Source organism: Mesorhizobium sp. L-8-3 (assembly GCF_016756615.1).
Classification (GTDB): Bacteria; Pseudomonadota; Alphaproteobacteria; order Rhizobiales; family Rhizobiaceae.
The window spans coordinates 3,467,011-3,491,169 of the sequence record NZ_AP023262.1; the positions used below are offsets into that span (position 1 = coordinate 3,467,011).

The 24,159-nt window shown below is 63.4% G+C and carries 23 protein-coding genes; 8 read left to right on the forward strand and 15 right to left on the reverse strand.

The features are described from left to right. Window positions 1-54: 54 nt before the first annotated feature. The 9 genes from JN302_RS16170 to JN302_RS16210 form a co-directional block, all read right to left on the reverse strand. Window positions 55-534 (reverse strand): MaoC/PaaZ C-terminal domain-containing protein, encoded by a 480-nt coding sequence (locus JN302_RS16170; RefSeq protein ID WP_202333600.1) that lies wholly within the window; start codon window positions 532-534, stop codon window positions 55-57. After that, the gene (locus tag JN302_RS16175) at window positions 534-1,262 is read right to left on the reverse strand and encodes an ABC transporter ATP-binding protein (protein ID WP_202333602.1); all 729 of its coding nucleotides are present in this window, start codon (window positions 1,260-1,262) and stop codon (window positions 534-536) included. The genes JN302_RS16170 and JN302_RS16175 overlap by 1 nt, the downstream gene beginning before the upstream one ends. Then, the gene (locus tag JN302_RS16180; protein ID WP_202333605.1) at window positions 1,249-2,037 is read right to left on the reverse strand and encodes an ABC transporter ATP-binding protein; all 789 of its coding nucleotides are present in this window, start codon (window positions 2,035-2,037) and stop codon (window positions 1,249-1,251) included. Before JN302_RS16180 ends, JN302_RS16175 begins: the two co-directional genes overlap by 14 nt. Next, on the reverse strand, window positions 2,034-3,047 hold the full coding sequence (locus JN302_RS16185) for a branched-chain amino acid ABC transporter permease (protein WP_202333607.1): 1,014 nt from the start codon (window positions 3,045-3,047) through the stop codon (window positions 2,034-2,036). Before JN302_RS16185 ends, JN302_RS16180 begins: the two co-directional genes overlap by 4 nt. Before the next feature lies 1 nt (window position 3,048). Then, window positions 3,049-3,933 (reverse strand): branched-chain amino acid ABC transporter permease, encoded by an 885-nt coding sequence (locus JN302_RS16190; protein ID WP_202333608.1) that lies wholly within the window; start codon window positions 3,931-3,933, stop codon window positions 3,049-3,051. 69 nt (window positions 3,934-4,002) lie between these two features. Then, entirely contained in the window at window positions 4,003-5,205 is a 1,203-nt protein-coding gene (locus tag JN302_RS16195; protein ID WP_202333609.1) for an ABC transporter substrate-binding protein, read from the reverse strand. 561 nt (window positions 5,206-5,766) lie between these two features. Beyond that, window positions 5,767-6,723, reverse strand: a complete 957-nt coding sequence (locus JN302_RS16200) for an acyl-CoA dehydratase activase (protein WP_202333610.1) — start codon at window positions 6,721-6,723, stop codon at window positions 5,767-5,769. Between the two features lie 31 nt (window positions 6,724-6,754). Next, window positions 6,755-8,086, reverse strand: coding sequence for a 2-hydroxyacyl-CoA dehydratase subunit D (locus JN302_RS16205; RefSeq protein ID WP_202333611.1), 1,332 nt, complete (start codon window positions 8,084-8,086; stop codon window positions 6,755-6,757). 12 nt (window positions 8,087-8,098) lie between these two features. Continuing rightward, window positions 8,099-9,256: a 2-hydroxyacyl-CoA dehydratase subunit D gene (locus JN302_RS16210; RefSeq protein WP_202333612.1), complete on the reverse strand. Its 1,158-nt coding sequence runs from the start codon at window positions 9,254-9,256 to the stop codon at window positions 8,099-8,101. 206 nt (window positions 9,257-9,462) lie between these two features. Between JN302_RS16210 and JN302_RS16215 the strand changes: the two genes are divergently transcribed. After that, window positions 9,463-10,617 (forward strand): CaiB/BaiF CoA transferase family protein, encoded by a 1,155-nt coding sequence (locus JN302_RS16215; protein WP_202333613.1) that lies wholly within the window; start codon window positions 9,463-9,465, stop codon window positions 10,615-10,617. Here the strand turns inward: JN302_RS16215 and JN302_RS16220 are convergent, their stop codons facing one another. After that, the gene (locus JN302_RS16220; RefSeq protein WP_202333614.1) at window positions 10,618-11,322 is read right to left on the reverse strand and encodes a TetR/AcrR family transcriptional regulator; all 705 of its coding nucleotides are present in this window, start codon (window positions 11,320-11,322) and stop codon (window positions 10,618-10,620) included. A 91-nt stretch (window positions 11,323-11,413) separates the two neighbouring features. Next, window positions 11,414-11,911 carry a PaaI family thioesterase gene (locus tag JN302_RS16225; protein WP_202333615.1) on the reverse strand — a complete coding sequence of 166 codons (498 nt, stop codon included), beginning with the start codon at window positions 11,909-11,911 and terminating at the stop codon, window positions 11,414-11,416. Window positions 11,912-12,068: 157 nt separating this feature from the next. Here JN302_RS16225 and JN302_RS16230 point away from each other — a divergent pair, with 157 nt between their 5' ends. From JN302_RS16230 to JN302_RS16250, 5 genes are all read left to right on the forward strand, one after another. Beyond that, a complete protein-coding gene (locus tag JN302_RS16230; RefSeq protein ID WP_202333642.1) occupies window positions 12,069-13,028 on the forward strand; it encodes a DUF7064 domain-containing protein in 960 nt (319 codons plus the stop codon). After that, entirely contained in the window at window positions 13,025-14,035 is a 1,011-nt protein-coding gene (locus JN302_RS16235; RefSeq protein WP_202333644.1) for a phosphotransferase family protein, read from the forward strand. The genes JN302_RS16230 and JN302_RS16235 overlap by 4 nt, the downstream gene beginning before the upstream one ends. An 18-nt stretch (window positions 14,036-14,053) precedes the next feature. Beyond that, window positions 14,054-14,785, forward strand: a complete 732-nt coding sequence (locus tag JN302_RS16240) for an enoyl-CoA hydratase (RefSeq protein ID WP_202333646.1) — start codon at window positions 14,054-14,056, stop codon at window positions 14,783-14,785. 55 nt (window positions 14,786-14,840) lie between these two features. After that, entirely contained in the window at window positions 14,841-15,590 is a 750-nt protein-coding gene (locus JN302_RS16245) for an electron transfer flavoprotein subunit beta/FixA family protein (protein ID WP_202333012.1), read from the forward strand. 626 nt (window positions 15,591-16,216) lie between these two features. Beyond that, complete coding sequence (locus tag JN302_RS16250; RefSeq protein ID WP_202333011.1) at window positions 16,217-17,146, forward strand: electron transfer flavoprotein subunit alpha/FixB family protein; 930 nt, start codon at window positions 16,217-16,219, stop codon at window positions 17,144-17,146. Between the two features lie 277 nt (window positions 17,147-17,423). Here JN302_RS16250 and JN302_RS16255 read toward each other — a convergent pair whose 3' ends face one another. Beyond that, the gene (locus JN302_RS16255) at window positions 17,424-18,185 is read right to left on the reverse strand and encodes an alpha/beta hydrolase (RefSeq protein ID WP_202333650.1); all 762 of its coding nucleotides are present in this window, start codon (window positions 18,183-18,185) and stop codon (window positions 17,424-17,426) included. A 1,344-nt stretch (window positions 18,186-19,529) separates the two neighbouring features. Here JN302_RS16255 and JN302_RS38870 point away from each other — a divergent pair. Beyond that, complete coding sequence (locus JN302_RS38870) at window positions 19,530-19,691, forward strand: hypothetical protein (RefSeq protein ID WP_210382595.1); 162 nt, start codon at window positions 19,530-19,532, stop codon at window positions 19,689-19,691. A 607-nt stretch (window positions 19,692-20,298) separates the two neighbouring features. On the opposite strand, the gene JN302_RS16265 is transcribed toward JN302_RS38870, so the two are convergent. Together JN302_RS16265 and JN302_RS16270 are read right to left on the reverse strand one after the other, a co-directional pair. Next, window positions 20,299-20,754: a DUF3592 domain-containing protein gene (locus tag JN302_RS16265; protein WP_202333652.1), complete on the reverse strand. Its 456-nt coding sequence runs from the start codon at window positions 20,752-20,754 to the stop codon at window positions 20,299-20,301. Between the two features lie 106 nt (window positions 20,755-20,860). Further along, a complete protein-coding gene (locus tag JN302_RS16270; protein WP_244846410.1) occupies window positions 20,861-21,856 on the reverse strand; it encodes a hypothetical protein in 996 nt (331 codons plus the stop codon). Window positions 21,857-22,417: 561 nt separating this feature from the next. Here JN302_RS16270 and JN302_RS16275 point away from each other — a divergent pair. Further along, window positions 22,418-22,687: a hypothetical protein gene (locus JN302_RS16275; RefSeq protein ID WP_202333654.1), complete on the forward strand. Its 270-nt coding sequence runs from the start codon at window positions 22,418-22,420 to the stop codon at window positions 22,685-22,687. 178 nt (window positions 22,688-22,865) lie between these two features. On the opposite strand, the gene JN302_RS16280 is transcribed toward JN302_RS16275, so the two are convergent. After that, window positions 22,866-23,834, reverse strand: a complete 969-nt coding sequence (locus tag JN302_RS16280; RefSeq protein ID WP_202328731.1) for an IS5 family transposase — start codon at window positions 23,832-23,834, stop codon at window positions 22,866-22,868. Window positions 23,835-24,159 lie beyond the last annotated feature (325 nt).

Here is a 24,159-nt window from a genome sequence, read left to right on the forward strand (position 1 = left end):
AATCTCGAGCTGAACTGCGCAATGGGAAAGATGACACGCCAACTACGGCGTGCTTTAGGCCGGTCGCTTGCGCACCAGTGTCGCGACGTCGCCCGAGACGACCGTCCGGCCATCCTGGTTCAGCAACTCGACCCTGTCGATGACGATGCCTGCGTCGGGTCGGCTGCGGCTCTGCCGCTTCTCGATCGTCGTCCAGCGCGCCTGGACGGTTTCGCCGATCCTGACCGGACCGTGGAAGGAAATGTTGTTCCAGCCGAGCAGGGCGATCCCCGTACCCACGAGATGACCGGCGCGGGTCACGAGGCCATGCGCCAGCGAAAGGTTCAGCATGCCATGGGCGATGCGACCGCCGAATTCGGTGGTGCGTGCATAGGCCTCGTTGGTGTGCAGCTCGCACAGATCGCCGGTCATTCCTCCGAACAGGAGCACGTCCGCATCGGTAATCGTCCTCGACGGCGTGTAATGGACGACGCCGGCTTCCTGCGTTTCGAACCAGTCGTCGGAATGCGGGGTGTAGGGTTGGACCACCGCCATCACGCCGCCGCCATTCGTCCGAGATAGCTTTGATGCAAGGCGGGATTGTCGCGCAATTCGTTGCCCGGGCCTTCGGCGCGGACGCGGCCGACGGCCATCACATACCCATAATCGGCGAGCTGGAGCGCCTCGTCGGCATGCTGCTCGACCAGGAGAATCGTCAGGCCGTCGCTCCGCAGCTTCGCCAGGATATAGAAGATCTGGTCGACGATCATCGGCGCCAGGCCGAGCGAGGGCTCGTCGAGCATCAGCAGCTTCGGTTCGGCCATGAGGGCACGCGAGATGGCGACCATCTGCTGCTCGCCGCCGGACATCGTGCCGGCTCGCTGGCCGATGCGCTGCTTCATGATCGGAAACAGATCCAGCACATAGTCCAATCGTTCCTGATACCTGCGGCCCGATTCCGCCCTGCCGGCCAGGCGATGAAAACCGAGTCGAAGGTTCTCCTCGACCGTGAGCGGCGCGAAGAGCTGGCGCCCTTCGGGAACCTGTACGATGCCGAGATCCACGACATCGGCGGGCCTCCGGCTGGTGATGTCGTGCCCTTCAAACCGGATCTTGCCGGAATAGGTCGTGACGAGCCGGGATATCGTGTTGACGATCGTCGATTTGCCGGCGCCGTTGGCGCCGACCACGGAAACGATCCTGCCTTGCGGGATTTCGATCGAGACCCCATCGAGAGCGATGGATTTGCTGTAGCCAGCGACGATCTCTTCAAGCCGCAGCATCGGCTGCCCTCCGTCCAAAATAGGCCGCGATCACGTCCCGGTTCTTGCTCACTTCTCCGGGCGTGCCGTCCGCGATCTTGGTTCCCTGGTCCATGACGACGATGGTGTCACAGGCCTTCATGATGAAGTCGATGTCGTGTTCGACCAGAAGCATTGTGAGCCCCCTTTTTCGCAGCAGGGCCAGCATGTCACCCAGATTGCGTGTCTCGGCGTCGTTGAGGCCGGCCGCCGGCTCGTCCAGCATCAGCAGGGCAGGGTCGGCGGCCAACGCCCGCGCGATGTCGACTAGGCGCAACTGGCCGAGGGTGAGTTGATCGATGCGGTGACCAGCACGGTCGGCCAGACCCACAAAAGCCAGGAGTTCCATCGCCCGCTTGCGGCTGTGTCGCTCCTGCACATGGAGCGACGGCAGCCGGATCAACGAGCGCAGAATGCCGTCGGGGAACTTCGGGTGCAGTCCGAGCTGCACGTTTTCCAGAACCGAGAGCCCGCGAAACAACCGGACGATCTGGAACGTGCGCGCCATTCCCATCGGAGAACGCGTATGGGCGGGGTACCCGGTCACGCACTCGCCGCGGAACCATATGTCGCCCGAGGTGGGAGGGCGCACACCGGTGATCAGGTCGAACGTCGTCGACTTGCCGGCGCCGTTTGGCCCGATCAGGCCCTTCACCTCGCCGGCGGCTATGCCGAAGGAGACGTCGTTGACGGCGAAAAGGCCGCCAAAGCGCCGCGTCAGGCGGTCCACCCGGAGGATCGTTTCGCTTTGAGTCATGACGCGCCTCCGTTCACTTCCTGCGGGCGCTTCTGAAGGACCACATCGGGTTTGCGGGCCCGGAACCAGTCGCGGCGCTCGAGGATGCCGGAAAGCCCGTGGGGCAGGAAAAGCAGGAACAGAAGAATGAACAGGCCATAGACCACCGTTTCCAGCTCGCCGAACCGGGTGAGGACCTGGGGGAGGATCACGACGATGATCGACCCGAGGATGGGCCCGAAACGTGTTCCCAACCCGCCGACCACGACGATGGTCAGCATGGACACCAGCACGTGGAATTCGGAGAGGCTGGGGTCCACCCGCAGCGACGTTATGCCGAAACAGACGCCGGAAATGGCGGCCGTCACTCCTGATAGCACCAGGATGGCGAGCTTGTAGCGCGTCACGCGGACGCCCAAGGCCTGTGCCGCGGTCTCGTCGTCGCGAATGGCCTGCATGGCGCGGCCGAGATGCGAACGGACCAGGAAGTCGTGCAGGAAAAGGACCGCTGCCGCCATGCCAAGCACGACGAAATAGATGCCGGTGCGGCCGATCTGCTCACCGTCCCATTGCAGTGGCGGGACGGCTACCCCGCTCTGGCCTCCGGTGAATTCTATCCACCGATTGGCGACGCCGTTCTGGATGAGCATGAAAGCCAGCGTCGCCATCGCGAGATAGTGCGTGCGCAAGCGAAGCAGCGGCAGTCCGATGAGCAACGAAAGAATCGCGACAAAAACCAGCGACCCGAAAAAGGACGGCACCGGCGACCAGCCCAGCTTCACCTGCAGCATGGCGAAGGCATAGGCGCCGATGGCATAGAAGGCGGGCTGGCCGAGCGAGATCTGGCCGGAGAAGCCGTAGAGCAGGTTGAAGCCCATGCACAGGATCGCATAGATCCAGACCAGCATTGCCAGGCGCAGGTGAAAGCCGCTCGTGAGCACGAAGGGCAAGGCGATGCCCAGCGCCAGGATGCACAGGACCGGAATGATAGTGGGCGCCCTCGGCGCCTCCGGAATGCTTCTTCCGATCATGTCAGCGACGCTCCGCTTCATAGTCGCCGAGCAGTCCGTAGGGACGGACGATCAGCATGAGAAGGATCAGGACGAAGATCGCCGGTTCGGCGTAGAGCGAAGTGCCGTAGCCGGCCATCAGGGCCTCCATCATGCCGATGGCGATGCCGCCGGCGGCTGCCGCGAAAGGAGAGCCCAGTCCACCGAGAATCGCCGCCATGAAGCCTTTCACGGTCAGGAGCAGACCCATGCCGACATGCCCGCCGAGCAGAGGACCGACCAGCATGCCGGCGATGCCGGAGATGGAGGCGGAGAAGATGAAGGAGAACTGGACGATACGCTCGGAACGGATGCCCATAAGGAGGGCGACACGCGGATCGACGCCCGTCGCGCGGACCGACAGTCCGAAGCGCGTGCGGTATAGGATGAACCAGGTCAGCAGGAGAAAGACGAGGAAGACGAGGATCAGCGAGATCTGCTGCAGGTTGGTGATGAGGAAGCCGAGCCGCACCGGGTCGAGCGACAGGATCGGGGGCACGTAGCGCTGGTCGGGGCCCCAGAGGAGAAAGGCCAGGCCGTATACGACGATGGCGCCGGCGAGGGTCCCGATCATGATCGTCAAGGGGGCTGCTTTGCGACGCACCAGGGGACGATAGATGCCGTAGTCGAGGCCCAGCGCTGCAATCACCACGACGGCGAGCATCGCCGCCGCGGCGATCGGCCATGGCAGCGAGAAGCTCACCATGAAGAGCACGGCGCTCATCGCGCCCAGCATCACGAATTCGCCCTGGGCAAAGTTGATGACGCGCGAAGAGCCGTAGATGACCGACAGCGACAGGCCGATCAGTCCGTAGACGCTGCCATTGGTGAGCCCTGCGAGCAGCAGGTATGTGAGTTTCATGAGCATGGCTGAAGGTCCGCTTTCGAGGCAGGCTCGGCGGGGCTTGGGCGAGAGCCCCGCGCAGTCTTGAACCGGCTACTTCTTTAGCGCGGCGGCCGTGTCCACGGCCTCGATCGCCTGACCGTTCTCAGCCACCTTCACGAAGACGAAGAAACCGTCGTCCGTCGGCCCGTGGTGGCTCTTGGAGAACTGGTAGCCGCCCTTCGACGTGCCTTGCAGGCCGGTGAAATCGCCGTGTCGGGTCGTGGCGTCGCGGATCGCGTCACGTGCTGCCTGGATGTCGCCGGACTTGACGGCTTCCTGCACCTTCTCGTCCTTGAGCACGGCTACGGCCAGGGTACCGGCGTCGTAGCCTTGCGCCGGCGAAGGGGACACGGCGAGCGGACCGTATTTCGCGGAGTAATCCTTGAAGAATTCCGCCACTTCCGGCCGGGTCGTATCGACGGAGGAAGGGACCAGGACGTCGTTGCCTGTCTCCGCGGCGAGCTCGCGGAACGCCTTCATGATGCCTACCCGAGGCATGATGACAGGCTGCTCCAGGCCCATCTGGCGGATCGTACGGACGACCCGTGCGCCGTCGGCGGGATAGGGATAGACGAGAATGGCCTCGGGATCAGTCTGCATGATGTTGATGACCTGAGGCGATACGTCGGTCGCCGCGACGTCGTAAGTCTGCTGCGTGGTGATCGCTATGCCCTTCTTGCCGAGTTCGGCGGTGGCCGACGCGGCGCCGGAGATGCCGAACGGCACGGAGTTGTTGATGATCGCCACCTTCTTTACGCCGTTGGCGGCCAGTGCTTCCGCCACCGCGATCGAGTCCTGCGTCACCTTTGGACCGAAGCGGTACTGATAGTTGGCGTTGTCCGTCACCTCAGGAGCCGCTGCCGCCAGGATGTAGAGCGGGACCTTGTTCTGGTTCGCGACGGTGACGAGCGAGTTGGCGACGGCGGACGGGCTGCCGCCTATGACCAGCAGACCGGCGTCGTCCTCGGCGCAGCGCGTGCCGAAATTCGCCGCGAGTTGCGGATCGGTCTTGGTGTCATAGGTGATCAGCTCGATCTTCTGCCCCTCGATGCCGCCCGCCTCGTTCAGTGGATCCAGTACCATTTTGAGGCCGTTCAGGCTTTCGATACCGGTATCCGCGGCGGACCCGGAGCGATCATCGATATGGCAGATGACCAGCTTGAGCGGGTCGGCGAATGTCGCGCCGACGCCAAGGGCGAGCGTGGCGGCGACCGCGGCGGTGGAACGGAAAAGATAATGGCTGATGCGTTGCATTGGCTTCCTCCCAGGCGCGTTTTCTCGCGGAACGCGTGACGCGAACGACGACCAAAGTGCCCGGCATCCTCCATGCCGATCGGTGCGCCGAATAATTTGATATGCTATCGTACGATGTGCCTTCGCACAAGTTTTTTCGATCGTCATTTGGTTGCGTGGTGATGAAAGGTCATCAGAAGGGTGACCCTTGGAGAGAGTTTGCAATCTGCAGTGCAAGAGGATTGTCGCCGGACTTTTCGAACCATGGCATGCAACGAGGTAAGCGATACTCACTTCTGTGCCGATACGCCAGGCGGCATAAAGCCCACCTGCACCTTGCCCAGTTCAGGCGGGCCGGCGCCGTGCGAAACGAGTCAGCGCGGCCCGGGTGGACATCGTTGAGGAGGACGTGGCTGCCGTGAGCGTGCTGACGGGGCCGCGTCTTGCTGCAGGGGAGGCCATAACGGCGAAGGGCGCCCACCGGCCGGGCTTGCTTTCGCTCGCCAGAGGAAATGGCCGGTGGACGCGAGGTCGGTGTCAGCGTCGCCTTCTAGGCTGAAAGCAGCGCGGCCACGGACCGGTTCAATGGGCGCGGGCCGCGTCTGCCGTGGCGCCCGGCTTGACGGGATGTTTCTCGCGAGGGTCGATGGCGAATTCGGGCACGCCCCGGCAACCCGGAACGCAGGCCTTGTCGCCCGCCATCTTATCCTCGTGTGCCATGTCTTCCTGTTCGGAGATCAGGAGGTGCCTGTTTTCGACCTTGTAGTCGTCGAGCCCGATGAGGGCCGCGCCCAGGGCGCCGGCAATCTGCGGATTGTCCGGGAGGATCAGGGGGAGCTGCATCTCGGCCTCGATGTAGTGCACGGCCGCCGGGTTCTTCGCCACGCCGCCCGTCATCACCACCGGTCCCTTCTTTCCGACGCGGCCGACGAGGCCGAGCGTGCGGGTCGCGATCGCCTTGTGGACGGCGCCGAGAACGTCGGATTTGGGATGGCCTTCGGCGAGCAGGGAGATCACTTCGGTCTCGGCGAAGGTGGCGCACATGGAGGAGATCTTGAGCTTCTCCTTGGCCTGAAGGGCGACACCGCCCATCTCTTCCAGCTCGATCTCCATGGCGCGAGCCAGCACTTCGAGGAACTTGCCCGTGCCGGCCGCGCAGCGATCGTTCATGGCGAACTGGGCCACCAGGCCGTTTGAGTCCACGGAGATGACCTTGCTGTCCTGCCCGCCGATGTCGATGACCAGCCGCGCATCCGGCACCATGGCGACCGCGCCGCGGGCATGGCAGGTGATCTCGGTATAGTTCTTGTCCGCCTCGTCGAGCATGCGCCGGCCGTAGCCGGTCGATACCGTACGTCCCATGTCGGCCTGCGTCAGCCCGACGCGCTCGAGCGCGTCCTTCATCGATTGCTTGACGCCGTTGCCCGAGACCGCGCCCATATGGGCGACTGCGTGGGCGACGATGTTGCCCTTCAGGTCGAGGATGACCGTCTTGGCCGTGGTGGAGCCGAAGTCGACGCCCATCACATGCTGTTTCATTCGTCCGCTCCTCTTGCTGTCCGTTCGCCGCTCACGCTGCGACCATGCGGCGGGACTCGATCGCCTCCAGCATCGCTTCGACGCGGCTGTTCAATAGTTCGTCCTTGTAGAAGCTCTCGTCGGTCACATCGCCCTCGAACATCGAGCTCGGGATGCCGAGCTGCCTGTGGGCCGCGTCCGCGATCATGAACTGCGGGTTGGTGAAGGCGCGGCAGGTGCGCGAGGCGTGGATGACCATGCCGTCGACCTTGAACTTCCGGCAGAGCCCCATGATCAGGTCGATAAGAATGGGCGCGGCGTGGTTGTTGGGGCAGATCAGGTAGTTCTGCGCCATGCCCCGCACCGGCTTGCCCGGATCGATGAGGCCGGGCTCCTGCCAGAAGGCCATATGAGTATAGCGCCCCGCCACGACCGCGGCGTCCCAGCGGGCGAACTTGTTGGCGAGCCAGCCGACCTTGTTCCAGTTCATGATGCCGTCGAAGAACAGGCGGTACTTCTCGTCCGGCACCGCGCCCTCGCCGTCGCGCACGCGCTGCTTGACCTCTTCGAGGACCGTCTCGAAATAATGCTTCACGCCCGGCACGGGCAGGTTGTTGATCGGGGCGATGGAGACGACCCAGTCGAAGAAGCTCGCAGGTGCGGGCTGCGCCGTGCACAGGTCCATCGCTTCAAGGCGCAGTTCGGATGCGCGCTTGATGTCGGCCATCAGTTCGTGGAGCCTGTCCCAAGGATAAGGCTTTCCGGTGCGCTCCTCGATGAACTTCACCATGTCGTGGAGCTGGCGCTCGACATAGTCCGACGTCTCTTCCCATTCCTGGCCGCGCAGATAGCCCGCGTCCGGCTTGGAGCCCCAGATCCACGGCAGTGAGACGTTGAAGATCGGGATCTTCTTGCCGAAGACGCGGCTGGTCATCTCGTCCCATTGCTGGCCCGTCGAGCAATAGGCATAGGCCGAGATGATCATGTCGGGTGCCGGCAGCTTCCAGGTGAGATCGTCCTCGTCGGGCGTGGCGCCGGCATTGTCGCCGCGCAGGCGCTGGTTCGACACCGCGCACCCCAGATGCGTGCGGGCATAGGAACAGAGCTCGCGCATGTAGCCGCGCTCCTCCGCGACGCGCTGTGCCGTTCCTTCCTGGTGACGGGCGGCCAGCATGGCGGAGTAGGCCTCGCCATGAACCCAGCAGATGTCGGCCGCCTCGAGGAAGGGGTTGATGGCCGAGCCTTCGTACCAGCAGACCAGCTTGCCCTCTTCCTTGGCACGCCAGACCATCTCCCAATAATCGTTGACGAGCTTGCCGGCGATCCGAGTCGACTGCAGCTTGTTGGCCTTCTTCTCTTCGAAAGGTCTGACAGCGATGTTCATCTGGCGGGCTCCTCAGGCGGCTTGACGGTGCTTGACGACTTCGACGAAAGTTTCGACCCGGGTCTTCAGGCTCTCCAGCGCCATGCTTTCATGCTCCGTCTCGATGAGCAGATGCGGCATGCCGGCCTTCTCGAAGGCCTCCTTGACCTCGGGGTAGTAATACATGTGCGGTTCGCAGAACTTGGCCATCAGGACGATCATGCCCTGGGCCCGCTCGTCGCGCATGGCGTTGATGAGATAGGCGTCCCAGTCGACATTGTTCTGGACGCGGGTCGGGCAGGGTACGCCGGTGTTGCGGTCCATGTACCACCGCGCCAGACCCTTGATCGGGTCGCCTTCTTCGGGAACGTCCGTCGAGATGTAGCGGAAGCCGTGATAGAGATCGTCGCCGACGACCGTCACGCCGCATTCCTCGATCATCTCCAGCACTTCCGGCTTCGGCGCCTGGCAGAAATGACCCGACAGATGGAGGCGGACATTGCGGGTGGCGACGGCCGGCGCGGTTTCGTATTGGTGCAGAAGCTCCTCCAGCAGGGCCGTGTGCTCGCCCTTGTCCATGATCATCGAGGACTTGACCACATGCTGCATCTCGACCGATCCCATCGGCGCCGCGCCTGACTTGCGCATTTCGTAGAGCCGCCGGATCAGGCTGCGGTTCCTATTGAAGAGGCGGATCGAGCCGTGGAGCGCTTCGGTGGTGACGGGCCTGCCGACAAAGTCCTCCAACTCGGCCTTGAGCTTCGCGAAGCTCTCTTCCGAGCGGCCCTGCGTCCAGGGATCGCACATCGACGAGATGAGCTGGAAGAAGATGACCCGCGTGTTGGTGAGCTGCATGCGGATCGCATCGGCTGCGCCGAGCAGTTGCACGCAGTGATCGCCGAACATGATGGCGTCGAGCACGTCGAAATCACCGCGCACGGCCTGGTCCACCATGGAGCGGGTGTAGCCGCAATAGAACGGGAACAGCAGACCGTGGCCGACGGTGATCTGGTCCTCGCTCTCCTGCAGGATCATCGGCAGCGTGTCGGCGGCATGGGCGAGTTCCCCGGGAAAGTTCATGGGAAAAGACCCGATCACTTTCCGTCCGGTTCTCTCCTTCCATGCTCTCGCGTAGCCGAGCGGGTCCCGGGCGGCTTCCGCAAAGCGGTCGATGATCGTTCGTCTGTCCAAGGCTGGCTCCGGAATTTGTCGTCTGGCTCGCTCTAGTACGAAGTGAGTTTAAATCACTTAATGTAGGAGTCAAGAGAGATAGTACGCTAGATATACAATTGACATATGGCGGCATCAATGGCCAGATGCGTGGCTAAGTCCAAATTCGCCGCCGCGTGTGGAAGACAGGAATCCAGGTGGTTAGTCAAACTCAACAGGAGAATTCCATGGGCCCCTTGAAGGGTGTGCGGGTGGTCGAGATGTCGAACATCGGACCGGGGCCGTTCTGCGGCATGCTGTTCGCCGATCTCGGGGCGGAGGTCGTCAGCGTGCAGCGTCTCGCCGCCGACGATCTCGGCTTCGACATCGCGCGGCGCTACGATCTCCTCAACCGTTCCAAGCAGGCGGTGGCGGTGGACCTGAAAGCGCCCGAAGGCGTGGCGGCGGTCATGGACATGATCGCCACGGCCGACGTCCTCGTCGAGGGCTTCCGGCCCGGCGTGATGGAGCGTCTGGGATTGGGGCCGGAGACCTGCCTGGCGACCAATCCGAAGCTCGTCTACGGCCGCATGACGGGCTGGGGGCAAGAGGGGCCACTCGCGCAGACGGCCGGTCACGACATCAACTACATCGCAATGGCGGGCGCGCTCGCGGCGATCGGGCCGAAGGGCCAGAAGCCGGCGGTTCCGCTCAATCTGGTGGGCGATTTCGCCGGCGGCTCGCTCTATCTCGCCATGGGGCTTCTGGCGGCTCTCATCGAAGCGCGCCAGTCGGGCAAGGGGCAGGTGGTCGACGCCGCCATGATCGACGGCGCGGCGAACCTGATGACGATGCATCTCGGCTACCGGCAGGCGAGTTTCTGGAACCTCGAACGTGGCACCAATTCGGTCGACGGCGGATCGCCGTGGTATACGACCTACGAAACGAAGGATAACCGCTGGATGGCAGTCGGCGCGGTGGAGAAGCGCTTCTATCGCGAGTTCATCCGGAGGCTGGGGCTGGAAGACGCCTCACTGCCCGGGCAGTACGATCAGTCGCGCTGGGATGAATTGCACAACATCATCGCGGCGGAATTCGCCAAGAGGACGCGTTCGGAATGGGAAGCTGTGTTTGAGGGGTCGGATGCTTGCGTCTCTCCTGTCCTCGACATGGACGAGGCGCCCAAGCACCCGGCCGCCAATGCCCGCGCGACATTCGTCGATCGCGAAGGCGTGACGGAGCCGGCGCCTGCGCCGAGATTCAGTCGCACGCCCGCCTCGATCAGAAACGCGCCGCCGGATGCGCGCGCGACCACGCCATCGGTTCTCTCGGCCTGGGGAATCTCAGGGAAGCGAATCGAGCAGCTCGCCGCTGCGGGCGTGATTCCACCGCTGCCGGGCTGATCAGCGTTTTGCGCCGACCTGCTTCTTTAGCGAAGCTGTGACCTTCTCGAGCATGGCGACCGCTTCGGAAAGGTGTTCGCCTTCGGGCTGCGGGGCCATGATGCCGCCGAGGATGACGTCGGTGATCCAGTCCGCCGAGTCGTCGACCGAGAAATCGCCCTCGCGTCGCAGGTAGGCCCAGGTCTGGTGCTCGATCGCGCCGAAGACCATGTCTCGCATGAGCCGGAGAGGGATGTCCGTCCGCACGAGCCCCTTGGCACGGCCGTCCTCGACGACGCTCATCACCCGTGCGACGACCTCCCGGTTCTGTAGGTAGATGCGCATGGTCCTGTAGGCGGGATCCGCCCGCAGCTCCATCAGCACAAAGCGCGACAAGGCAGGCTCGCGGCGAATGAAGGACAGCGCCCACCAGATCGCGTGGTAGAGCCGATCCCGAAGTGGGCCGCTGGTCCGCGCGGGATAGTCCTCGGTCAGGAACTCCTCGAACCAGTCCTCCGTCAGCTTGATGAGCAGGTCGCGTTTGGTCGGGAAATATTTGTAGATGGTCGCCTCGGAGGTGCCGCAGCGTTCCGCCACTTCCGACGTGAGGAATTGTTCGAAGCCCCGATCGCGCAGCACCGAGCGCGCGGTCTGAAGTATGACGGCGACGCGCTGGTCTCGCGGCAAACGCCGCGCGGCGGCGCGGAGGGCGGGCTTGGGCTGCATCGGTGACTCCGGTCGGCTTCGGCTGGAGAATCCATGCACCACGCGGCCGCGCCTGTCCATCACGCCGCGGGGCTGGCCTCCCGTACGTCCTTCATGCGTTGGGGAACAAATCCCCCAGGGTGCTGCCGCTCGGTGCCTTATGACCGCTGATGCGGTAAATGCTGCTTGAACGGAAGACAAGCCTGTCGCCTGCTGTCGCCACCGTCTGCTGGAAAAGCGTCATCTTCGTTGCCCGAAGCAGGGTGGAACTGCTCTCCAGCCAATCGCCCAATATGGCGGGGGAGATATAGTCGATGGACATGTTGATCGTCGGCATCAGCACATACCGCAAAGAGGGTTCCTGCTGCTGACTGACATAGACCTGCATGTCGGCAAACGAGGCGAGGACGCCGCCGTGGCAGGTGTCGTGCGGGTTGATATGACGACGGCCGATGCGCATGCCGAGCCGCAGTTTCCCATCCACCAACTTCCCGTAGATCGGACCAAAGTAGACATTGAATCCCGTCCCGGTCGGCAAGGGTTCGAAGCCCGGCGGGGGATCGTCGGAGATTTCATTCGCCAAGAGTTCGCCGATATACCGTTCGTTCATGACCGTTCCTTCCCGCAATGTGGTCGGCATGAAATCGTGATGGCCGCGATCTGTCCAGAAATTAATTCGCTAGATCACTGTACGCATACGAATATATCTTGACCTTTGCCGACCTGGAAGGCAGATAGGTTGCCACCCGTGCACAGGAGGCTCCGGCATGATCGAGTGGATCAAAAGCGCCCCCGAACTCACAGATCCGGGCTACAGGCCAAGTGATGATCTCCGCCACCGGCCCGACGAGGGCGGCAAGGCGCGTGACTCGCTCTTCTGGCAGGTCATCATGCCGGATCATGAGCTGGGATTTCAGTGCTATCTCTATCTCACCGGCACAGGCAAGGCCGGCTTCAACCTCATCCTGTGGGGCAAGGACAGGAGACCGTATGTCCTGGAACTGGTGCAGGGCGACGTGCCCGAAACGATGGATTTCGATGATTTCCAACTTGCCGGCCTTCGCGTCCGACAGCCGGCCGACCAGAAGACCGCGCACATCTCTTTCGAAAGCGAGAAGGTGAGGCTGGACTACGGTTTCGAAGGCTTCCATGCCCCATTCAGCTATCGTTCCAATCCGGACGGTTTGCCGTCGTGGTTCGCCGACAACCGCCTGGAGCAGTCCGGCTGGGTGAAGGGTTTCATCGAGTGGGACGGCAGGCGCATCGAACTCGACCGCATCGGTCACCGTGATCATTCCTGGGGCGTGCGTCACTGGCAGGTGCCCCAGCACTGGAAATGGCTCGTCGCCTACACGCCCGACGCGTCCCGGATCGTCAATGCCTGGATCTGGATGGCCAAGGGCGAGTGGGGCGTGGGCGGCTATATCGTGCGCGACGGCGAACTGCTGCCGATCGCTTCCGTCAATCAGAAAGCCGTATTCGATGACGACATGACCCAGCGCAGCATCGACGTCACGATGACAGACATAAGGGGTGGCATCTGCGAAATGCAGATGGAGCGTTTCGGGCTGGTGAAACTGCCGACCGGCGGTCGTTACGCGACGATGATCATGGAGGCCGCCTGCCGTGCGACGATCGACGGAAGGCCGGCGGCGGGTCAGTTCGAATGCCAGTGGCCGCAATACTATCTCGACGCGATGATCGAGTTGAACAAGCAGGCGCCATGAGCTGGAATTGGGATCAGGCGACGCTTGCCGCTCTCGAAGCCTTCCTTGCAGCCAGTGATCTGCTGGACGGGCCGCCGCAGCCGCGTCGCATCGGGGACGGCCATTCCAATCTCACCTATCTCATTCGGGTGCGCGGCGGCAACGCGGTGCTGCGCCGGCCCCCGCCTCCACCCGTGCCGAAGGGCGCCAACGACGTGTTGCGCGAGGCGCGTGTGCTGAAGGCGCTCCAGGGGCAGGACGTTCCGGCGCCGCGCGTGCTTGCTGTCGCGCAGGTCGGCGACGTGCTCGATGTGCCGTTCTATGTCATGGAGCATGTGCCGGGCCATGTCATAACCGACCGGCTGCCGGCGGCGTTCGATGGCGAGCGCGACGGAAGTGCCATCGCCTTCGGCCTTATCGAAGGGCTGGCGCGCCTGCATGCGGTCGACTGGCGCGCCTGCGGGTTGGAGGATTTCGGCCGACCGGCCGACTTCAACGCGCGCCATCTGAACCGGCTGGAAGGGCTGATGAACATGCGTGAGGGCTCCGCTCCCGCATGGCTGGCTGATATGGCCGCGCATCTCAAGTCGTCCGTGCCTCCGGAAGCGGGCGACGCCATCGTGCACAACGACTTCCGACTCGGCAATGTGATCTGGTCGCCATCCGGCCCGCCGCGGCTCCTAGCGATCCTCGACTGGGAACTCGCCACGATCGGCGACCCCTTGCTCGATCTCGGCTATACCGTCTGCTGCTATCCGGTGCGCGGCGAACAGATGAACCCGACACAGGAGTTGTCCGCAGCGATGCTCGCCACGAGCTTCCCGCCGCGGGAGGAGATCGTGGAACGTTATTGCACGATCACCGGCCGCGACGTCACAAGGCTCGGCTGGTACGCCGCGATGGCGGCATGGAAACTCGCAGTGCTGTACGATTATCAGCACCGGTTGGGGCGCGACGTATATTATGCCGATGCCACGCAAGGGCCCCGCTTCATCGCCTCGGCGGAGAAGTTTGCGCGCTATTTCTGAAGGGGAATGGAGGAGATCGTGGACGAAGCGCCCTTGCTCATCGAACTGGCCGACGGCGTCGCCACGCTTGCGCTCGATCGGCCGGCCGCCCTGAACGCGCTCAATCGTGCCTTGCGCGCGACGCTGGTGGACAGCCTGCTGGAAATGGATGCGCGCCCCGACATCCGCGCCATCGTCTTGACTGGACGCGGACGGGCGTTCTGTGCGGGGCTCGACGTGAAGGAACTCGGCCAGTCGGGAAACAATGTGACCGACAATATCGGGGACCGAGACATCGGCGCGACTGTCACCGCGTTGAAGACACCGATTATTGCCGCGGTCAACGGGCTTGCCGTGACCGGGGGATTCGAGATCGCCTTGTCGTGCGACATCGTGTTGGCCGCCCGCTCCGCCTGGTTCCAGGACACGCATGCGAAGATCGGCCTCTTGCCCGGCTGGGGCCTTTCGCAGCGCTTGCCGCGCGTCATCGGCCCCTACAGGGCCAAGGAGATCTCGCTCAGCGCGCGCAAGGTAACGGCGGATGAGGCGGCGCAACTCGGCTTCGTATCGCGTGTGGTGTCCGATGACGAACTGCCGGGCGAGGCGCGCGCCGTGGCCATGGCGATTGCCCAGTGGCCGGCGGAGCATGTCGCGCGCATCAAGTCCCTCATCGACCGGGGATATGCGATGCCCTTCGGCGAGGCCTTGCGGTTCGAGGCGGAGGAAGCGCGTAAGCGGAACGCCAAGGTGACGCTGCCGGCTCGGGCGTGATGTCCTCGCACCTTCGTGTCGGCGGTGCGCCGGAGTGAAAACGGGAGATATGGTCATGAAAGTTCTGGTGCCCGTGAAGCGGGTGGTCGACTACAACGTGAAGATCCGGGTGAAGTCGGACGGCTCGGGCGTCGAGCTGGCCAATGTGAAGATGTCGATGAACCCGTTCGACGAGATCGCGGTCGAGGAGGCGATCCGGCTGAAGGAGGCCGGCAAGGTCGAGGAGATCGTGGTGGTGTCGATCGGCCCGGCGCAGGCGCAGGAGACGCTCAGGACGGCGCTGGCGATGGGCGCCGACCGGGCGATCCTGGTCAAGGTCGACGAGGCGGTCGAGCCGCTGGGCGTGGCCAAGGTGCTGAAGGGCGTGGTCGAGGCCGAGACGCCTGAACTGGTGATCCTCGGCAAGCAGGCGATCGACGACGACGCCAACCAGACCGGCCAGATGCTGGCGGCCCTTCTGGGCTGGGCGCAGGGCACCTTCGCCTCCAAGGTCGAGATAGCGGGCGATCATGCAACGGTGACGCGCGAGGTCGACGGCGGCCTGCAGACGGTCGACCTGAAGCTGCCGGCGATCGTGACGACGGACCTCAGGCTGAACCAGCCGCGTTATGCCTCTTTGCCCAACATCATGAAGGCCAAGAAGAAGCCGCTCGACGAGAAGAGCCCGGCCGATTTCGGCGCCGACGTGAAGCCCAGGCTGAAGGTGTTGAAGACCGAGGAGCCGGGTGGCCGCAAGGCGGGCGTCAAGGTCAAGACGGTGGCCGAGCTGGTCGACAAGCTCAAGAACGAAGCCGGCGTGCTCTGAGGGCTCGGTGCGTCCTTCGAGGCTCGCCCTGCGAAGGACGCACCTTTCCTGCAACGGGCTGCGGGCTCGCACCTCAGGATGAGGACCGTGAGCGCCGAGGGCCAGCCGGGAATGCCGGCAAGGCACCGAGGGTCCTCATCCTGAGGAGCAAGGGCGCCGAGGGCCAGCCGGGAATGCCGGCAAGGCACCGAGGGTCCTCATCCTGAGGAGCAAGGGCGCCGAGGGCCAGCCGGGAATGCCGGCAAGGCACCGAGGGTCCTCATCCTGAGGAGCAAGGGCGCCGAGGGCCAGCCGGGAATGCCGGCAAGGCACCGAGGGTCCTCATCCTGAGGAGCAAAGGCGCCGAGGGCCAGCCGAGAATGCCGGCAAGGCACCGAGGGTCCTCATCCTGAGGAGCAAGGGCGCCGAGGGCCAGCCGGGAATGCCGGCAAGGCACCGAGGGTCCTCATTGTGAGGAGCGAGGGCGCCGAGGGTTAGCCGGGAATGCCGGCAAGGCACCGAGGGTCCTCATCCTGAGGAGCGAGCCCGGCAGGAGCTGGACGATTGGACAATTCCCTTGGCGGGCGAGCCTCGAAGGACGCACCCAAGGCAGCAGGCGCTAAGGCGCGCCAGAGAAGGAAACGGAAATGGCTATTCTTCTGATTGCCGAACACGACAACGCCACCCTGTCGGACCAGACCGCCAAGGCGCTGACGGCCGCGACCAGGATCGGCGCGGACGTGCATGTGCTGGTGGCCGGCAAGGGCGCCAAGGCAGCCGCCGATGCCGCCGCCAGGCTGACGGGCGTGTCGAAGGTGCTTCTGGCCGAGGCGGCCGAGCTCGAGCAGCGGCTGGCCGAGCCGCTGGCCGCGCTGGTGGTTTCGCTGGCCGGCGCCTACGACACGATCATGGCGCCGGCGACCTCGTCGGGCAAGAACGTCGCCCCGCGCATCGCCGCGCTGCTCGACGTCGCCCAGGTGTCGGAGATCATCGAGGTTGTTTCATCCGACACCTTCAAGCGTCCGATCTATGCCGGCAACGCCATCCAGACGGTGCAGACGACGGAGCCCAAGCGGGTGATCACCGTGCGCACGGCCTCGTTCCAGGCCGCGCCCGACGGCGGCTCGGCCGCGGTCGAGACGGCCAATGCGGCGACCGATCCCGGCCTGTCGAGCTTCGTCGAGAACAGGCTGTCGGAGAGCGATCGTCCGGAGCTGACCTCGGCCCGGATCATCATCTCGGGCGGCCGCGCGCTGGGCTCGTCGGAGAAGTTCCAGGAGGTCATCCTGCCGGTCGCCGACAAGCTGGGCGCCGCGGTCGGCGCTTCCCGCGCCGCGGTCGACGCCGGCTATGCGCCGAACGATTGGCAGGTCGGCCAGACCGGCAAGGTGGTGGCGCCGGAACTCTACATCGCGGTCGGCATTTCCGGCGCGATCCAGCATCTGGCCGGCATGAAGGACAGCAAGGTCATCGTCGCCATCAACAAGGACGAGGAAGCGCCGATCTTCCAGGTGGCCGACTACGGCATCGTCGGCGACCTCTTCACCATCCTGCCCGAGCTCCAAAAGGCGCTTTGACCGTCAGCAATCGCCAGGAGAACAGTCCTGCAACGCTCCGCGTGAAGAAGGTTCTGCGGAGACATGTGCTGAGCCAAGTGGCGGGGAACCTGCGTCGGCACGCCCCTGGCGGCGAGCCCGGCTGGCGAACTGTGGCAGGCTCAGGTTCGCCACTACCGAGCGGATCGTCGCCAGACCGAGCGGCGGGTGTTGCAAGGTGGCAGTCTCCGGGCTAGCTCAGTTCCAACGATGGGGAGCGCTGCGAGCCGCAGCGTTTCCCGATGAGCCCTCGTCGTACCTACCCAGATACCAGTTTGCCGAACGCCACCGCGCGTCGGTGAATCTCAGGCGCGTCGTAGTCCAGGGTCGCGACATGGAAACTCTTGTCGAGCGTCGCGTATTCGACGGTGCCGCCCAGCCTTGCCCTCAGCAGTTCGACCGAACCCGGCGGGATGACGTGGTCCTGCTGGCTATGCAAGATGAGGGCCGGTGACTTGATGCGCGAAAGTCCGGCTTCGTTTGCTTTCACGCCATCGAGGAGCGACAGAAGGCATTGCGCGGGTGTCTTGTCGTAACCGAGTTCCTTCGAGCTGGGGTCAGCTATATCGCCTGCGATCGCAGGCAGAAACCGCTCGCCCGCGGCTAGCGTCGCTTTCGCGCCCTCGGCGAAGGGGCCGAAGTCGTCTGCCTTGACCGCCGGATTGATGAGGACGATGCCCTTGATCTCCGGGTGCTGCTGGGCGAGCCAGAGAGTCAGCGATCCGCCCATCGATAGTCCGGCGACGACCACAGAGTCGGCTCGCGCCGCCAGGTCACGATAGGCCGCGTCGGCGGCGGCGGTCCATGCACCCCACCCGGTCCTGTTCATATCCTCAGGCGTCGTGCCGTGGCCCGGCAACCGGGGGACCTCCACCGTGAACCCGGCATCCGCGAAGGCCTTACCCAGCGGCCGCATAGACTGCGGGCAACCTGTAAATCCGTGGATCACCAACGCACCGTGCCGGCCACCCTTCGCAGAGTACGGCTCCGCACCCGCCATGATCCCAGGTTCAATTCCCATGTCGGTTCCTCCGTTCCAAGATCACGCGGCACCGAAGCATCGCAACGGCAATCCGTATAGTAGCGTATCGTATGCAAGCAAGAAAGAAAGAAGGATCGACCACTCACGCACGCGAAACTCACTGGGAGATTTCGCGCTTCCTCAAGCGCGAGCGTACGACGCAATAGCGAGATCCTCTTCCCGGAACGCCGCAAGTGGCGGACCTTTCGGCGTCTGCCCGGATTGAAACCTGGCCCGGTAGCCTCGCGGCGGCTTGGAAATCTGAAGACGGGCACATAGCTTGGCGATTGCGACATCCGAAAACGCCAAGTTCCTTGGCCACCTCCTGCGTCGGCTTCCCCCAAACCAGCGCGAACAGTTCCTCGCGCGAGAGCTCTTTTGACGATCGTGTCCCACCAAGTGGTGTAGCTCGTCGTAGGCGAAGCCGCTCGCTCGCGCGCCCCTCAATAGCGCTGTAGCGAGCGAGCGGCTTCGCGGGCGATCATCGATGTTTCCCGGTAGGGTCGGGTTGCTGAGTCCAACCGGATTCGAAGGAACGATCGATGACCGACGACATGATGAACTTCCGCACGCTGGTGGAGAAGAGCTGCGCTGGGGCACGCAAAGCACGATCAGTGCGGCGACAGGAGCAGCCTCCGAGATCGTGCGGGTGACCGACGATGTCCACTATCGTGAGACGGGCACGGACCAGGCCGTCGAAAACGTTCCTGCGGTTGACCGCGAACCACGTTTAAGAGCCTCTATCTCCGCTGCGATCGGGCAAAAATGAACCCCATGACGACTGTTGCGGACGTGCAGCGCGCTGATCCCGCGCAGTTGGAACCACCGCTACGATGCGTACTGTGTCGCGATCTTCATCTGGAGGTCTTCATCTGCAGTGCGGAAGTCGACCTTGCCTACTCCGTCGCACGTTTGACAGGTGGTTGTTCTGTCTTTGGTCGGCCGTATCTTCCCGGCGCCTTTGCAAACCGGGCAGACGGCTAACAAGGGGCTGACCTCCATTTCATCTCCTCTCTCAGAATCCCTCCTGGTCACCGGCATCTTTCATCGAACCTGGAGTTGTTGCAACCGCTGATAGTCGCGGTCGCGTTCTGGCTCGGCATCTTCGCAACTCAAAGGAACAACCACATGACAACGACGCTGGATGTCCAGCGCGCGCTGCTTGCGCGCGGCTATGATCTCGGGCCGAGCGGGGCGGACGGAATTCCTGGCCCGCCGCACGACCGCCGCGGTGCGGCAGTTCCAGGCGGATCGGGGCCATGCGGTCAAATGGCCCGGCACTGTCGGGCCGGATCACGCTTTCGGCGCTCGGGGTTTTCGGGCGATGCTGCGCCGGAACTGGGCGTGCCGGCCGGCGAGGTCGTCCCGCCGTGGATCGCGATTGCGCGCGCCAAGATCGGCCAGCACGAAAAGATCTACAACAAGAAGCTGCGCGACTGGCTCAAGAGCGACGGACACGCGCTCGGCGATCCGGCGAAGCTGCCGTGGTGTGGCGATTTTTGTTGAGACGTGCCTGGCGCTGGCGCTGCCCGGCAATCCCTACTGGGCGCGCTCAACTGGCGCCAGTTCGGGCAGGGCGTATGTCCATTCGGGCCTCGGCATTGCCGCTATGCTCCCAACAGTACCAGACAACCGTTCGTCCGACAGTCCGCATTACGCCCGGGCTCGGGCTCGGGCTCGGGAAATTGGCGATCACGCGATGGCCGATGAAGCGCTTGAAATCGGTCGTGGTGTGTCACTATCAGCAGTAACCGCGCAAGCAGGTTCCGAACGCTCGACACCTGCCCAGCGTCCGCCTCGTCCAGTTCTGACGCCGCGGTTGTTCAAAGCAGCTGCAATCCCTCTGAGGCTGGCTACGCCATAGCGCTGGATTGTCTGCACGATCGGCAGGACGGATTCAGCAAAGCGCTCTGCTTCGCGAATAGAGACCTCGCGCCCCTTCGCGGCGGCTAGGATGTGTTGCGCGGGGTTGCCGAGCCTCGTCCCACCCTGCTTGTGCGATGCGAGGGCGGCCCTGGTCCGCTCGGAGATGAACCGCCTTTCTCGGCCAGTGCTGCGTTCTCAGCGGTGGTCACCGTGGCGAGAGTGTGCCAATGGCTGAGCCGGAGCAGGGTCATTCGCCCCAAATGACGAAAGCGATCAGGAAGGCGATGGTGCCGTACCAGACGATCGTGCCGAGCGCCTTCGTCAGCGTCCGCCTGGCCTCGCGGGCTCGATTCGGGTTGACTGGGTCGTAGATGACCGCAACCTCGGCGCCGACCGTCGCGGTCGTACTGTTCACTGCAAGGCCCGAATGGAACCGCTGCCGCTTGCCGGCCCGATCGGTGAACTCAATTACGGGCGTATCAGGACCGTCGCCCGAAGTGTCGAGCCTCACGACCTTGCGCGTTGTGTAGGCGCGTCGCCGCATTAGGACGAGGTCGCCATAGGTCTCCGGAACGACCAGTGCGCCAAGGAAAACGACGCAGATCAGGCACCAGATCTGGATGTCGCTCGGAGCGTAACCGGATTGGTCGGCAAGGGCGCGGAACGGCCAGAGCGCCTCATGCGCCCAGTCACCGACACGCATCCAGAATGCTTCCCACTGCTCCCGCATCGCCCAGCCCGTATCCGCGGATCGGCGGAACGATAGCCGGCAATGGCGACAAAACGGTAAAAGCGGATCGAAATGACCTTTAGCCCGAAGTTTGCGAGTTAGGCGCGGTGCCGGTCTTCCTGAGGACCGGCTCGCCGTGAAAGCGCCTGGCCGATGGACGCGAGACGCCATAGGCGATTTCCATCATCAGCCGCGGGTTTTTCCTGGGCACCGAGCCCATGTGGAATCCGAACGGGTCTTCCACGAAACCGGTTCCTGCCTTACCAGTCATCGTGACCCGGTTCTCTGCGCCATAAATGCGGAGCACCTCGTCGACCGGGTGCCCGACCAGAAGCGTGTACTGGTGCTTCAGGGCGCGCTTGCGGTGGCTTCCAAACACATAGACATGGGCGCCGTCCTCCTCTCCGACATCCGAAATGTAGAAGAAGAACTTCAGCATGCGCCAATCATCGAGGTCGAAGTGGAGATTCAGGGACGTGAGATGGAGATCGGCCACGGTGACGTTCTTGGTCGGGAATGTCCACCAGATCCTGGTTGTCGCGAGAGTCGCCTGACCGCCGAGATATCGCTGGGCGATTCCGAGCAGCAGCGGGTCTTGCTGAACAGCTCGAACAGCCGCGCACCCCATCGATCTTCCAAAGAAATGGCCGCTGAGAATGGAGCGGCCGAACTGCTTCTCGGCGACCTGGTGTTCCGGGGCCAGGAACTCCAGCTGCCGGTCGAAATTGGCGAAACAGGGCGTAGATCTGGCGAAGCCGGCAATCTCCTCATGAACGGCAGGAGGCAAGTTCAAGCCCCGGCAAAACCCGTCGGTGCGCAAGGCGGCCGCCGCATCCGATGCGGTTACGGCATCGCCGAAGAGCGACGACCCGGCACCCGAACCGGCCGGGACGCGCCTCGCCGTCATCCAATGCGCCCTTCGAAAGGGCATCGTGCGCGCGAGCAGGAACATCGGCAGCCACGCCGGGTTCTCGCGAATATCGGATACATAGGTCGGAATTCTCGCCGCGATCCGCCGAAGAACTCTAACTGTCCGCTGGGATCGATTGGCAGCGGGCATCAACTGCTCGGACATGCATTCTTCCTTGCTTGTGTCGGGTTGTTACCTGTGCCCTGCCGCCCACAGCAGAAACCAAAGGTACCGATTTTTTTGCAATGCACAATAGGCCCGCCGATCCTGCTTGCCGGGGGCTTGGGCGCCCTTCCGGGGGCTCTGTAACGCCGGACGCTCGAGTTCCTCGAACTCGTCCTGTCGCCGCTCTGCGGGCTGCTCGGGGCGATGTGCCTGACGAAGCCAGTCGTGCTCTTGGTCCGGTACTATGGATGGCCCCCGGTCGCTTCGGACGATTCCGCCGCTTTCGCCGCGGCGTTCGTCGTCGGGACGTGCTCCATGTGGCTGTCCGACTGGATCTTCGAGTTCATCGTCCGGAAGCAGCGACCGCCCCCGGCATAATCGTCCGGAGTTTCCGGACACTCTCGACCGATGGCTGCCCCGCTGGCGCCAGCCGGCGGGCTTTCTGAGTTCTGAAACGTAGAACGGAAGCTATCTCGGCACCAGGCACGGGCTGGCACCTAATTCCTGGCCAGATGGCGTCGCGCACGATAGTCTTGGATCCGCAAAATCAGGACCGCGACAATGCTCGATCTAGGTGAAGTTCTCGATCCGTTTCGAAAAAAGGTAATCGACATCAAGGACGCGCTTGCGGGCGCCCGCTATCTCTATGACGGTATCGACCTGATCTTGGAGAGCGTCGATGACCCCAAGGTTCGTGGAGCTTCGCAAGAGGTGTTCTCGTCTGCCAGCGAAAAGATGAACGCGATCGACGGTATGCTTGACGAATTCTATCGTCAATTGTCTTCGACGGATCGGGTGTTGGAGACGTACAAGGCCAACCTGAAACCCTGATGAGTGCTTTTCTAAAGTTGGGGCGTCCCGCCCTTAGACGTTCTTCGCCCGTATGTGGCGGGCATCAGCGGCCCGTCGCCGCCGATCCGCGCAACTTTCTCCAGCCTATCGGCTCAGTTTCTGCTCACTTGCTCCCGATTTTGCCCTCGATTTCCTGATTTTGGACGCAGCCTTCCCCTCAGGCCGTGCCGGCCTTGACGAGAACGAGCGCCCGTTTGGCATTTATCGCGCAGGCGACAAGCTGCAGATGGCAGTGGTTGCGCGCCAGGCCGAGATAGCGAACCCGGGCCATGCCGTACCAGTTCTTCATCGTCGCGTTGGTCCGCTCGATGCCGGCCCGCACGCTGGCGGCGACCTTGTTCATCCACTTCTGCCAATTCGGCTGCTGCTTGCCCCGCTTGGCCTTGTAGGCAATCCGGTCCTTGATGCCTCGATCCGCCAGTTCGTCGCGCAGCGCCTGACTGTCATAGGCCTTGTCGGCGTAATAGGCCTCTTCGTCACCTTGAATGAGCACAGCGCCCATCTGGCTGTCATGCAGATCGGCCGAGCTCATCTCCGCCTGGCGTATCAGCCCGCTCTCCGCGTCGCCGGCGAGATGGGCCTTGTAGCCGAAATAGGTCTTGCCGTGCTTGTGCGTGAAGCCTGCATCCGGATCGCGCGCCGACACCTGGCCCTTCTCGTAGTCGGGCCTGGCCACCGCCGCCGAGATGATGGTGGCGTCAACCAGCGTGCCGCGCCTTACCAGAAGACCGCGCCCTTCCAACTGCCGGTTCAATTCGGCAAGCAGCTTATCTTGAAGCGCCAGTTCGACCAGCCTCTGGCGGAAGCGCCAGATCGACATGTGGTCCGGTGTCTTTTGATCGAGCGGAAACCCACAGAAGCGGCGGAACGACAGCCGGTCGGCCACCGCTTCTTCCGCCGCCGGATCGGACAGGCCGTACCATTGCTGCAAGAGCGCAATCTTGAACATTGCTATCGGCGGGTAGCCGGGCGCCCCCAGAGCATCGTTATGGATTTCCCGGAACAGCACCTCGAAAGCCGACCAATCGATCAACTTCTGCACTTCTTCCAGAAACTTGTTACCCCTGCTCACGTCACGCACCAATGCATCGGCGAGTGAAGGTTGCGCCAAGTTACGACGAGACATAGCCGAATCAATCCTAACTTTTCTCTATTGAATCATAGAGTTGGGACTTTTGAAAAGCGCTCCTGATGTTGGCAGGCGCCTGAAACGAAAACCCCGGCCGGAGCCGGGGTTCTCCCTTTGGCAAAGGGGGGTGCTACGCGCTGGGGCGGGTGCGCCCCCGGAAGCTGCGCCCGATTTGCCTAAACAGATCCAACTGTTTTTTCGCAAACTTGTCGGCGTCGTCGCAGGCTCTTGATTTGACATAGGTGCGAAACAGGCGGCCCAATCACCTATTGTCGGCACATCGACAAGGGTGCCGACAGCTGGAAGAGCCTACAGATGCTTT